At 37.6% G+C, this 12,502-nt stretch carries 14 protein-coding genes; 9 read left to right on the top strand and 5 right to left on the bottom strand.

Annotated elements, in window-relative coordinates; translation table 11 throughout:
• Positions 1–78 precede the first annotated feature (78 nt).
• Genes QH639_RS11485 through QH639_RS11455 form a run of 7 tightly spaced genes read left to right on the top strand, consistent with a single transcriptional unit; the run spans position 79 to position 5,585 of the window.
• A complete protein-coding gene (locus QH639_RS11485; protein ID WP_281116070.1) occupies positions 79–1,407 on the top strand; it encodes an LLM class flavin-dependent oxidoreductase in 1,329 nt (442 codons plus the stop codon).
• Between the two features lie 45 nt (positions 1,408–1,452).
• Positions 1,453–2,466, top strand: a complete 1,014-nt coding sequence (locus QH639_RS11480) for an LLM class flavin-dependent oxidoreductase (protein WP_281116069.1) — start codon at positions 1,453–1,455, stop codon at positions 2,464–2,466.
• 12 nt (positions 2,467–2,478) lie between these two features.
• Positions 2,479–2,757: a glutaredoxin family protein gene (locus QH639_RS11475; RefSeq protein ID WP_131521365.1), complete on the top strand. Its 279-nt coding sequence runs from the start codon at positions 2,479–2,481 to the stop codon at positions 2,755–2,757.
• A 20-nt stretch (positions 2,758–2,777) separates the two neighbouring features.
• Positions 2,778–3,602 carry a transporter substrate-binding domain-containing protein gene (locus tag QH639_RS11470; RefSeq protein ID WP_131521366.1) on the top strand — a complete coding sequence of 275 codons (825 nt, stop codon included), beginning with the start codon at positions 2,778–2,780 and terminating at the stop codon, positions 3,600–3,602.
• A gap of 24 nt (positions 3,603–3,626) precedes the next feature.
• Complete coding sequence (locus tag QH639_RS11465; RefSeq protein WP_237898440.1) at positions 3,627–4,331, top strand: amino acid ABC transporter permease; 705 nt, start codon at positions 3,627–3,629, stop codon at positions 4,329–4,331.
• A gap of 12 nt (positions 4,332–4,343) precedes the next feature.
• Positions 4,344–5,057: an amino acid ABC transporter permease gene (locus QH639_RS11460; protein WP_131521368.1), complete on the top strand. Its 714-nt coding sequence runs from the start codon at positions 4,344–4,346 to the stop codon at positions 5,055–5,057.
• A 15-nt stretch (positions 5,058–5,072) separates the two neighbouring features.
• Positions 5,073–5,585 carry a GNAT family N-acetyltransferase gene (locus QH639_RS11455; protein ID WP_131521369.1) on the top strand — a complete coding sequence of 171 codons (513 nt, stop codon included), beginning with the start codon at positions 5,073–5,075 and terminating at the stop codon, positions 5,583–5,585.
• Positions 5,586–5,632: 47 nt separating this feature from the next.
• Here the strand turns inward: QH639_RS11455 and QH639_RS11450 are convergent, their stop codons facing one another.
• Together QH639_RS11450 and sspI are read right to left on the bottom strand one after the other, a co-directional pair.
• Positions 5,633–7,012, bottom strand: a complete 1,380-nt coding sequence (locus tag QH639_RS11450; RefSeq protein ID WP_131521370.1) for an FAD-binding oxidoreductase — start codon at positions 7,010–7,012, stop codon at positions 5,633–5,635.
• A 78-nt stretch (positions 7,013–7,090) separates the two neighbouring features.
• The gene (sspI, locus tag QH639_RS11445) at positions 7,091–7,300 is read right to left on the bottom strand and encodes a small acid-soluble spore protein SspI (RefSeq protein ID WP_004226361.1); all 210 of its coding nucleotides are present in this window, start codon (positions 7,298–7,300) and stop codon (positions 7,091–7,093) included.
• 238 nt (positions 7,301–7,538) lie between these two features.
• Here sspI and QH639_RS11440 point away from each other — a divergent pair, with 238 nt between their 5' ends.
• Complete coding sequence (locus QH639_RS11440; protein ID WP_237898428.1) at positions 7,539–8,066, top strand: RNA polymerase sigma factor; 528 nt, start codon at positions 7,539–7,541, stop codon at positions 8,064–8,066.
• 198 nt (positions 8,067–8,264) lie between these two features.
• Positions 8,265–10,409, top strand: a complete 2,145-nt coding sequence (locus QH639_RS11435; protein WP_281116068.1) for a bifunctional diguanylate cyclase/phosphodiesterase — start codon at positions 8,265–8,267, stop codon at positions 10,407–10,409.
• 44 nt (positions 10,410–10,453) lie between these two features.
• Here QH639_RS11435 and QH639_RS11430 read toward each other — a convergent pair whose 3' ends face one another.
• The 3 genes from QH639_RS11430 to QH639_RS11420 all read right to left on the bottom strand — a co-directional run bounded on the left by QH639_RS11430 (position 10,454) and on the right by QH639_RS11420 (position 12,364).
• Positions 10,454–10,645 carry an H-type small acid-soluble spore protein gene (locus QH639_RS11430; RefSeq protein WP_004226369.1) on the bottom strand — a complete coding sequence of 64 codons (192 nt, stop codon included), beginning with the start codon at positions 10,643–10,645 and terminating at the stop codon, positions 10,454–10,456.
• Positions 10,646–10,658: 13 nt separating this feature from the next.
• A complete protein-coding gene (locus tag QH639_RS11425; RefSeq protein ID WP_004226371.1) occupies positions 10,659–10,823 on the bottom strand; it encodes a YfhD family protein in 165 nt (54 codons plus the stop codon).
• A 131-nt stretch (positions 10,824–10,954) separates the two neighbouring features.
• Positions 10,955–12,364, bottom strand: a complete 1,410-nt coding sequence (locus QH639_RS11420) for a glycoside hydrolase family 18 protein (protein WP_281116067.1) — start codon at positions 12,362–12,364, stop codon at positions 10,955–10,957.
• Positions 12,365–12,502 lie beyond the last annotated feature (138 nt).

The raw sequence follows: 12,502 nt of genomic DNA, 5'->3' as shown, positions 1-12,502 counted from the left end.
ACGGTAATATCATTCTCAATCCAATAAAACATACTTAACCACTATGTTTAGTAAAGTAAAAAATGAGGAGGAAATGACATGGCTAGACAGGATAAAATTCGATTTGGAGCAATTATTCATGGGGTAGGAGGAAATATTTCTGGTTGGCGTCATCCAAAGGTGGCGAGCAATCAAAGTGTAAGCTTACCTTTCTATATTCAACAGGCTCAGAAAGCAGAGCAGGGAAAATTTGATGTAGCATTTATTGCGGATGGTTTATTTATTAACGAAAAATCCATCCCTCATTTTTTAAATCGATTTGAACCTATTACAATCTTATCGGCTTTAGCAGTAGCGACGAAAAACATTGGATTAGTTGGAACAGTCTCAACTTCCTATAGCGAACCATTTACAGTAGCACGCCAATTCGCTTCATTAGATCATATTAGTGCTGGGCGTGCTGGATGGAATGTTGTAACGACACCATTAGAAAGTACTGCTTTGAACTATAACAAAACAATCGACCAACATCCTAGCCATGCAGAACGCTATCAAATTGCGGAAGAATACTTAGAGGTTGTCAAAGGCTTATGGGACTCGTGGGATGATGATGCGTTTATTGCAGATGTCAACAAAGATCAATTTTTTGATCCAGAAAAATTACACACATTACATCATAAAGGGCGATATTTTTCAGTCCAAGGACCACTCAATATTGGTCGAACAAAGCAAGGCCAGCCCGTTATTTTCCAGGCTGGGTCGTCTGATGCAGGCATTCGATTAGCTGCAAAAGAGGCAGATGCCATTTTCACACGTGGGGCCTCTATTGAAGAGGCACAGAAATTTTACTCGAGAGTAAAAAAAGAGGTGGCAACATTTGGACGAAATCCCGAAGAAGTAAAGATTTTTCCAGGTATATCACCAATTATTGGCGATACGGTGGAGCAAGCAGAGGCGAAATATCAAGAAATTGTTGAGTTAGTTTCCATAGACCGTGCTCTTGCATATCTTGGACGTTACTTCGACCATCATGATTTTACCCAATACGATGTGGATGCACCGTTTCCTGAGTTAGGGGATATTGGAGCCAATAGCTTTAGAAGCACAACCGATTATATTAAACGATATGCTAAGCAAGAGGGTTTGACATTACGTCAAGTCGCTTTACGCGAGGCGACACCAAAAACAGCCTTTTTTGGGACAGCTGAGCAAGTAGCAGATCTTGTACAAGAATGGTTTGAAAAGAAAGCAGCAGATGGCTTTATTATTGGCGTGACAGTCCCTGGTGCTCTTGAAGATTTTGTTGATAAAGTAGTGCCAATTTTACAAGCAAGAGGGCTTTATCGTAAAGACTATGAGGCAGATACTTTGCGAGGGAATTTAGGTTTACCCTTCAAGGAAAGTCGCTATGTTAAACAGTCTGTCTAAAAACCTAGTAAATTGATTTGAATAAAAGAGATTGGGAGTGATTGTATGAGTTATACATTAGGCATATTAGATCAAAGCCCTATTATTGAAGGAGCAAGCAATGAACAAACATTACAAAAAACGGTGGCTTTAGCACAACGAGCTGAGCAGTTAGGCTATTCACGTTTTTGGGTATCGGAGCATCATCATACAGAATCATTAGCAGGCTCTTCTCCAGAAGTATTAGTTTCTTATTTACTTGCCAAAACCAAATCCATTCAAATTGGATCAGGAGGGGTTATGCTACAGCATTATAGCCCCTATAAAGTAGCAGAAAATTTCCATGTTCTAGCATCATTGGAGCCAGAACGTGTAGATTTGGGCATTGGTAAAGCCCCTGGTGGCTTGCCACTTTCCACGAAGGCTCTACAATATGGCACACTCAATCAAGGGGAAGATTTTGAAGAGAGACTAATATTTTTACAGCAATTGATCGAACAAACCATACCAAAAGAGCACGAACTATATGGCATACAAGCAACGCCGATACCGCAGAAAAAGCCAGCATTATTTTTACTAGGTGCTAGCCCAGAAAGTGCTACTCTTGCAGGGAAACTTGGCATTGCCTTCGTCTTTGCTCGATTTATTAATAGCGACAATAAGGTTTTGGCACAAGCAGCTTCAACCTATCGCAGTCATCATCCAAACGGTATTTTTGCGCTTTCCATTGCCGCACTTGCTGCTCCAAGCAAAAAGGAAGCGAAAGAGCTAATTGGAGATCAAAAAATCACAAAGGTCCATTTAGCAAGTGGCAGAAGCTTGACACTACAATCAGTAAAGCTAGCAGAGAAATTTGGTCAGGAATCAGGAGAGGAATACACGGTGGAGCAGTATGAGGCCGATATTTTATACGGTACAGCAGAAGACATTAGAGCCAACTTAGATGACTACCATGTACGATTCCAAATTGATGAATTTATTTTGCATACACCCATCTTGAAGGAATTTGAACGTCAACGTTCGTTTGAGCTTTTAAGTCCTGTCCATTTGCAATTACAACAAAAGGTGAAGGCAATCTAAGGAGGTCATGAAATGACAAAAAGTTTAGATATAATCATTTGGTCGAAGCAAGGTTGTAGTTATTGCGAGGAAATAAAAGCATATCTACAAGAACGACATATTTCCTACAAAACAGTTGATGTCACGTCTAATGATATATTCAGAGACATCCTTGATATAAAGTATGGTGTTCGACATGTGCCTGTTGTAGAAATCGGGTCAAGTGAAACAGGTATCTATAGAGCTGTAACGGAAATTGGATTAGAACATCTACAGAAGGCATTTGCTGTGAATCTACCCTCATATGCATAACAGAAGGAGAGAGGAATCTTATGAAAAAAATATCATTTTATTTGCTACTTGTGCTAGCAGCGCTATTAACTGCTTGTGCAAACTCAGAAAAAACAATTGGTGACGCAAGTGCTCAAAAAACAGCACAGAGTGGCAAGGATGTTCAAAAAATTATAGTTGGTACGGGAACTCAGTTTCCAAACATCTGTTTTTTAGATGACAAGGGAAATTTAACTGGTTATGATGTAGAGCTTGTTCGTGCAATTGATGAGAAGCTACCAGAATATGAGTTTGAATTTAAAACAATGGAATTCTCCAATTTATTACTAAGTTTAGAAACAAGAAAAATAGATTTTATTGCCCATCAAATGGAAGTTAATAGTGAGCGTGAAGAGAAGTTTTTATTTAATAAAGAGCCGTATAATGTTTTCCCATTAAAGGTGACAGTCAACGAGAAAAATAATGCCATTCAATCCATTGATGATTTAAAAGGGAAAAATGTGAGTGTTTCACCAACAAGTAATTCTGCTGTTTTTATTGAAAAGTATAATAAAGAGCATAATTTAGGAGCCAATATCGTTTATTCTTCTGGCTCAGTTGATGTTAATAATCAACTTGCAACGGGACGAATTGATGCCATTATTACCACACCGTTTGCTGTTCGATACTATAACGAAAGCAATGAGGCACAGCAAAAGGTTGTAGGTGATGCATTATTAAATTCAAAGGTCTACTTTTTACTCAATAAAGATGAAGTGAAGTTACAGGAGCGCTTAGATGAAGCAATCGTTGAATTAAAGAATGAGGGGGTAGTGAGTGAGCTTAGTAAAAAGTGGTTGGGTGATGATTATACAGTAGACTTCTAATGAACAGGAAAGGAAGATGGCAGTATGGAAAATAACTTTGATGTCGTGCTAATTGCGGAAGTACTTCCAATATTGCTTCAGTATTTACCCATAACTTTCGAGATTCTAGTATTCTCCATACTTTTTGGTATGATGCTTGGGATTGTGCTAGCCATACCAAAGCTACTTCACATACCGATATTGAAGCAAATTATTACAATCTATATATCCTTTATTCGTGGTACACCCATTTTAGTGCAGTTGTTCTTAGTATTTTACGGTATACCCGCATTGTTAAAGCTCATTCATATTGATATGACACGAATGGATGCAATGTATTTTGTTATTATTACGTACACATTCAGCAATGCGGCAGCCTTTGCCGAAATATTTCGTGCAGCAATTTTAACCGTTGATCGGGGTCAAATGGAGGCGGCCTATTCAGTAGGCTTAAGTGGATCACAGGGTTTTATGCGAATTGTTTTGCCACAGGCAATACGTGTTGCTTTTCCAAATATAGCAAATACAATGATTAGTTCATTAAAAGATACATCGTTAGCATTCTCCATCGGTGTAATGGATATGGTGGGGAGAGGAGAAACCTTGATTGCTTCTACGACACGAGCGTTTGAAATCTATGTAGCTTTGTCAATTGTTTACTATGTCATCGTGATAATCCTTGAAAAAGTATTTAAACTTAATGAACGCTATTTTAATCGCTATATGCCAAAGGAGCTTGCTTCACAATAGGGGGAATATGCTATGACCATTGATATCGCTTTTATAGTAGAAGCATTACGAGAAATTAGTAAAGTAATACCGTTAACCTTATTCATGACTATTACACCTGTTTTATTAGGAATCGTTATTGGCATAAGTGTAGCTTTCGTGCGCATTCAACAGATAAAAATAGTCTCGTCTGTCCTTAATTTTTATGTTTCATTTTTCAGAGGAACACCTATCATTATGCATATCATGCTCGTTTATTTTGGCTTGCCAATGCTAGTTGATAGTGTAGCTAATTTGCTTCATTTAAAGATACAATCAAATTCTATTCCTATTTTATTTTTTGTCATACTAGCCTTAACACTTAGTGCAGGGGCTTATGCCTCAGAAATTATTCGTTCAGGGATATTAGCTGTACCTAAAGGACAATTAGAAGCAGCATATGCGATTGGATTAACATTTCCTCAAGCGATGCGACGTTATATTTTACCACAAGCATTTGGGCAATCTATTCCCAACTTGACGAATGTTTTTATTGGTTTTTTACATGCTACATCATTAGCATTTTTCCTATCCATTAAAGAATTGACCGGTGTGGCAAATATTATTGCTTCCATGAACTTAAAGTTTTTAGAGTCATTTATTGCTGTTGGTCTTATTTATTGGGGAATTTCCATCATAGTAGAATGGGTTTCACACCGTATTGAAAAAAGAGTAACAGCCTATAGTAAGGGCGGTTTTTCATCATAGAAAGGGGAAATTAGAATGACAGTAGCGGATATTGTGATTGAACATTTACAAGAGGAAGATTATGCAAGCTATCTTGAGGTTTTAGTTGAGAGCTATGCGCAATATGAAAAGGACTATGAAGACCCAGAGCACTGGCAATCATATTTAAGTGATATCCGTGCTTCGGTTGGTAATCCGAATGCAGAGACAATTCTTATTGCAAAACGCGGAGATGACATATTAGGTGGATTACAACTATTTACAGATGCAGGGAAAGCGTATGGCTTGCCAGAGCTAAATATTCAATCGACGATTGTGCGCTTATTAGGTGTGCATCCAAAAGGAAGAGGGCAAGGGGTTGCTAAGAAATTATTAAATGAAAGTTTTGCCTTTGCTAGAAAGAGACAGGATCAGGCACTTTATTTACACTCAGGTGATATGATGCAGGCAGCCATTAATCTTTACTTATCATTAGGTTTTGTGCGAGATGAGTCGAAGGAATTTTACAAGGGAGATATATTAGTCAAGAGCTTCCGTTATGATTTATAATGATAAACCCGCTGATGCTCTAGTCAATCAGCGGGTTTTAATGTTAATTATAGAGTGAAAATCTTTCCTGGATTCATAATGTTAAGTGGATCAAGCGCTGCTTTTATGCTTTTCATGACGACTAAAGAGGTACCATGCTCAGTGGCTTGATATTTCATTTTCCCAATGCCAACACCATGCTCGCCCGTACATGTACCACCTCGAAGTAGTGCATATTGCACGATTTGTTCATTGAAGCGATCCGCTTTTACCTGCTCCTCGGCGTCATTTGGATTTAACATTAAAAGTGCATGGAAATTTCCATCGCCCACGTGGCCAACAAGCCCACCTGCGAGTCCAACATGATCAAGCTGTTCTCGTGCATATAAAATGGTTTCGGCAAGCACAGAGATTGGTACACAGACATCCGTTGACATGAGCTTCTTACCAGGATAAGCATGAATATATGCATAGGCTAAAGAATGTCGTGCTTCCCAAAGCTTGTTACGAGCAGCATTATCTTGCTCGAATTCGACGGATAGACAGCTGTAGTCCTCAAAAATTTCTGTAGCAAATGCGATGTCCGCATGCATACCCGCTTCGTTTCCATGGAATTCTAAAAACAATGTTGGTTTTTCGCTAAAGGATGTATCGTTATAGACATTGGCCTGCTTCATAGAGGATTCATCGACCAATTCCACTCGACCAATTGAAATACCAGCCTGTAATAAGGCGGTAACAGCACTCACAGCATCTCCAACTGTGTCAAAAACAGCTCGCCCTGCTATCACAAATTCAGGTATCCCATACACTTTTAACGTTAACTCCGTAAAGCAGCCAAGTGTTCCTTCTGAGCCAACAAATAGTCCATTCAAATGATAACCAGAAGAGGATTTCGCGGCTAAATTACCTGTATGGATGACAGAGCCATCTGCAAGGACAACCTCTAAATCACGAACCTGATCACGCATAACACCGTAACGCACAGCAGTCGTACCACTCGCATTCGTCGCAGCCATGCCACCTAGTGTTGCATCTGCACCTGGATCCACTGTGAATTGTAGCCCGTGTTTTTTTAACTCCTTATTCAGTTGAGAGCGTGTCACGCCAGGCTGAACTTTTACAAGAAGGTCGTCAGGTCGAACTTCTAAAATCGTATTCATTTCAGAGAAATCAATAGAAATACCATGTGCAATAGGAATCGCGTTTCCTTCTAAGCTGGAGCCAACACCGAATGGTACAACTGGTACACGTTGAGCATGTGCAATTTTTAAGATGGCACTGACATCAGCTGTGGAACGGGGAAAGACAACGATATCAGGTAATCTCATCATATGATGTGATTCATCCTTTCCATGTAGCTGTCGTACCGTTTCGTTTGTTGACACTTGTTCTTCTAATAAAACCTGTTTGAGTTGATTGACAAGTAATTCTACTGCAACAGTCATTCCAATCCCTCCAAATTTTCTGATAAGTAAAACTTTATCACGCATTTATTGGAAATGGAATGCACAGTTCATTAAAAATCAGTTAGCAAATACTTTTTCTAGTTTTTGAACAAATTCATCTTGTTCAGATGGACTGGATTGCTTCCACCATTTTTCAAAAAACACCCCAAGCCCTGGTAATAAATGCTCTTCTCCACGATTAATAGCATCTTCCACAATGTCTTTGAATTCTGCGGCAGATTGACCATGTACATTCGCTGTAATTGCATCTCTTATTTGAAAATTCATCTATATCGCCTCCTTAGTAGTAATTTGTCCAACTATCGTTTAAATATGTATGAAATACCAAAGAAAATAGATAATTTTTGCAATAACTTTAGAGGAATTATGACTAAATATGCCAGGCATTTTATTCTTTCTGCGCGCTGAAATGTTGAAAATGGGCATTAGCTCTCAAACAACATGACAGTCTAAGATTGTGTTACCTAGGAATATTAAACTGTGCACAGTTGACAGGAAGAGTGGTATGTCCATTCGCAACAATCACAAGCTTTCATTCACACAATCTTTTGAAGAAATTTTAGAGGCTGTGCAACCAATGATTACAGCCATTTTTAAGCAGCTTCATATTTACAAGGATTTTGATTACTATCGTCATATTGCTTCTATTGCGGTATGGAGGGCATGGCTAAAAGCAGATCCAGCAAAGGGACAATTTTCTGCTTATCTTTATTCTTCGATAAAAGGTGAGATTCTAAATGAATTATCAAAGGAAAAAAACTATTCAGAGCGAATAACGGTTGTTGATGGTGAAACACTTAATTTTATTCTTAGTGACTTGGAGGGATGGGACAATCAAAAAAATCCTAGCTTACTTGAAATTAAGTTGTCTCAGCTTAAGCAGATAGAAAGAGAAATATTACTACTTTATTATGTAGAAGGTTACAGTGATCAAGAAATAGCTAATGCATTAGGCTTATCCGCTGTTGCTATTAAAAAAAGAAGAGGTAGAATCATTCAGAGATTGAAACGTCAACTTTCCAGGGTGGAATAAAGAACTAAAAATATCAAAAGTATGCTAATATTGAAATAAAATGAATATTAGCATACTTCACATAGGTGCATACAAATTCCGATAAAAGTGTTATGATTTGTAAGAAGTCAAAGAAATATACAATTCAAATTTAAATAATCGATATAGATAGATAAAATTTCCTAGTGAATGTTTATATAGTAGTATGGAGGGTTTGGAGTGGAGAGATGGTTTAATCAGATAGAGAAAAAAGAAATTTGGTACATGGTATTACCCTTATTACTTGTCATACCATTACTGAGCTTTAGCAATCAAATATATGGTGTTTTCCAAGGTAACATGTATCAAGATATGAAATTGGTGATACAAATATTAATCATTGTTTTTACAATGGCAATTGCGATCCAATCCTATTTAGTATTTTCACACTTATTATCCAATCAAACTTTATACATAGGAAACATGTTTTTCATTATTGCCTTATTAGAATTAGTTAGCTTGTTTTTTAGCCAATCTAGAGAATGGTACTTTATGAACGAGCCCCTACATATATTAATGCGTTTATACTTAGCCATTGGATTTATACTTATTATTTTAAACCCTAAAAAGCGATTAACCATGAATCATCGGATACTGACATATGGTTGTTCGATGCTTTTCGTTCTAGGAAGCGTTTTTCTGGCCTATAATTCGCCCAAAGTATTGCCTAAAAATTGGTTAGATACGATTGATAATATGGTACACCTAATTGCTATTATTCTTCAAATTTTAACCATTGCTATTGTTAGTACATATGTAAAAAAATTACCAAAGCGTTCCATGTGGCTAATTAGCGCAGCTATTTCCCTTATTGTGAGTGATGTCTTCTTTATTGTTAGTCAAGATCAAAATGCGATATGGGATTTCTCAGCACTGATCTATCAGTTTTTAGCATTCTATTTTTTCCTAAAGGCGATTTATTATACATCTGTGGAAAAACCCTTTCAGCAGCTGTTGAAAATTAAAAAGGATCTTGAACAATCTCAAAAGGAGCTTCGATTTCAAGCTTATCATGATGATATTACATTGTTGCCAAATGAACATTTTTTACTTAAGACGTTAAAAGAAAATTTACATGAACATAAAGCGCAAAAGGCTATCATTGCCATAGAAATTGATCGCTTTGCGGCGATTCGTTCGTCCATTGGGATTAGTAACTCTAATAAAATGATGAAACTTGTTGCAGAGCGAATTCAATCGATTGTACCTCCCCATTATTTTGCAACTAAACTGCGTGAAGGACAATTTGTTATTTATATTGACCATGTAAAGACGATTGAGGAACTACTACAATTTTGCTTAAATCTTAAAAGTGCCATGACAGATCCTTTACAGGTCCAATTACTTTCATTGAATGGCAGTCTAAATATTGGGATTGCTCTCTATGAGGAGCAATGGACTGGTGAAGAGCTATTAATGCATGCACAGTTAGCGATGCGAGAAGCTAGACAAATACCTCAAAGATTTCTTTTTTATAAACCGTACATGTCTAAAGGTATTGCAGATCGAATATTGTTAGAGCAAGACTTACATAATGCGTTAGCCAATAATGAATTTTATTTAGACTATCAACCACAGGTCAACTTAAAAACAGGCACCATTGAATCGGTCGAAGCTTTGGTTCGCTGGCGTCATCCAACTCGGGGCTTTGTTCCACCTGATATCTTTATTCCTATTGCTGAAGAATGTGGCCTTATTATCCCACTAGGTAAATGGATTTTAGAAACCGCATGCACTCAAGCGAAAATATGGGAGAAACAAGGCTTACCTTCGATGAAAGTGGCAGTGAATTTATCACTTGGCCAGTTATTTCAACAGGATTTAGTAGAAATGGTACAAGATATTTTACATCGTACCAATTTAGATCCGTCATTTTTACAATTAGAAATTACAGAAAGTATGACGATGAATATTGATCAAATGACACAGCTATTACATGAGTTAAAGGCATTAGGCATCCAAATTGCTGTAGATGATTTTGGAACAGGTTATTCCTCTCTATCTTATTTAAAGGAATTCCCAATTGATTGTTTAAAAATTGACCGCACATTTGTGAGAAACGTGCCACATAATCCAAATGATGAAGCACTTGTTTCCATGATTATTTCGATGGCTAAACATTTACGTTTGAAGGTTGTGGCAGAGGGCATTGAAGAAGTGGAGCAATTATCTTTTCTAATAGATGGTGGCTGTGATTATATTCAGGGCTATCTATTCAGTAAGCCAATATCCCCACAGCAAATTACCGAAACCTATAAAGATTTACATCATCGTGTGGAGGAAGTATTAACACAACTTCAATATATTGAAGATTATAGTATTTAAAAAAAGAACCTGCTTATTACTATTGAGTAAGCAGGTTCTTGCTTTTAGTGAACGAGATATTCTTCTTTTAATTCGGATATAGCTACTTCAGATCGCTCTTCTAAAGAACGGCGTAGGTGAACTGTCGCTGTTTTTTCATCATCGTGGAGCTGATCGATCCAGATGGAAACGCCATTATAGCTCACTTCAAATTCTAAAGGTGAGGCGACAATTTCTTGTGCACGTTGAAAATCCAACTGAAGCCCCCCCTTATTTTTTCTGCTTATTCTTATTTTGCGTGACTGTGTTAATTAGCTCCATAAACTCTTGAGAAAATTCCTCACTCACCTTGTTTGGTGCAATCTTTTGGTTTTTTGGCGTTTGAGGTAATGAGCCTTTATTATTGCTTTGACCTTGTTTATTGTCTCTTCCCATGTGAGTTGCTCCTTTCCTGTTGATATACATTAATATGGCTTTGAAATGAACTTTTTATCCCGTCAGCACAGATCGCACTTCACAAGGAAAAATTCGCATAGCTCTTTGTTGATTGCGAACAATAATGTGTATTAAGATTTTTTAACAGAAAAATTATCGTTTAATAAAACCCAATTTTGAGGAAACGGGAATCCTAATGCCCAATAACTAATGCCACGTAAATTGTAATGTTTAGTCATGTCGAATTTGGCTTGTGCACTTCTCGCATCTTCAAACCATACCTCGTGCTGCCTTCCTTGCTCATCAACATATCGATAAAAAGGAGATTGGGCCGTTGGATCATATTGGATTGTTGCCCCGTACTTGATGGCCCTATTGAGCGCTTCCTGTGGGCTAAACGTTTCGGCTTCCTGGCCTTTGACATGAGGTAAGAGCCAATCACGCGCATACAACTCAAAGCCCAATAAGATTTTATCAGCCGGTATTTCAGTTAAAGCATACTCCACGACTCTTCGCATTTCATTAATCGGGGAAATGGCTTGTGGAGGGCCAAGACGATAGCCCCATTCATATGTCATTAATACAACAAAATCTGCTATTCTCCCATGTGCTTCGTAATCATGCGCTTCATATAATGTCCCAGTTTGTGAAGCGCTTGTTTTAGGGGCGAGTGCTGTTGAAACCAAATAGCCTTTTGGATGAAGTGTATCTACAGCCAGTTGAATAAAGGCATTGAAATTTTCACGATCAGCAGGTAAAACATTTTCAAAATCAATATTTAATACTTGATAACCTTTATCTTGCATCACCTGTAATACATTATTCATGACCTTTTTACGTAACTCTGCATTGGACAAGACGACATGTGCTAAATTAGAGCCTTCTTCTGTAGAAGTAAAATTAGTGAGCGTTAACATAGGGATAATATGCTTAGCCTTTGCTGCCGCTATCATATTTTCATCATGAATGGGCTGTAATGTCCCATCTTCCTTCATCTTATAAGCAAAAGGACTAAAATAAGTTAGTAGATGACCAATAGCATTAATGGAGTCTACAGCTTCATCTGAAGGTTGGTAGGAATAAGCATTGACTTCAATCGTTGGTAATTTTCTGGGAATCATCAATTGTGAACCAACATAAAGCATATTGGGATTGTTTAGTTTATTTTCTATAGCAATGGCTTGAACGGTCGTACCATAGCGCTGTGCTATTTGCCATAAAGTTTCTCCTGGCTGCACGATATGAACAATGGGTGGAATAATTAATTTCGTTCCTGGTGTTAATTGATCGGGATTCGTTAGATGATTTTCTAATATGATAGATTGCAAGGGAACGCTAAATTTCTGTGCGATTGACCATAACGTATCTCCTTTTTGAACGGTATAAATTGTATAAGGAGAAGGGATAACCAGTGATTGTCCGATGGCTAATTGATCAGGAGTAGCTAATGCATTTAATTGGCTAATAGATTGAACGGGTACAGCATAACGATTAGCGATTTGCCACAGTGTTTCGCCAGCACTTACCACATGGATAAGCATAGAACACCTCCAACACGTTGTTATTAGTGCATCATATGTTTCAAGTGTGAAAAAGAGTATTTTAGTGTGAGTCCAGTAAAATAGTTGAAAAGTCAAATTCTTTCTCAATGAGTTGCATAGGATAAGTATCATTGTGAG

It is taken from the genome of Lysinibacillus sp. 1 U-2021 (assembly GCF_029916965.1).
In the GTDB taxonomy this organism is placed as follows: Bacteria; Bacillota; Bacilli; order Bacillales_A; family Planococcaceae; genus Lysinibacillus; species Lysinibacillus capsici.
Note: the sequence above shows the minus strand (reverse complement) of the source record. Positions and strands in the feature narration are given on the sequence as shown.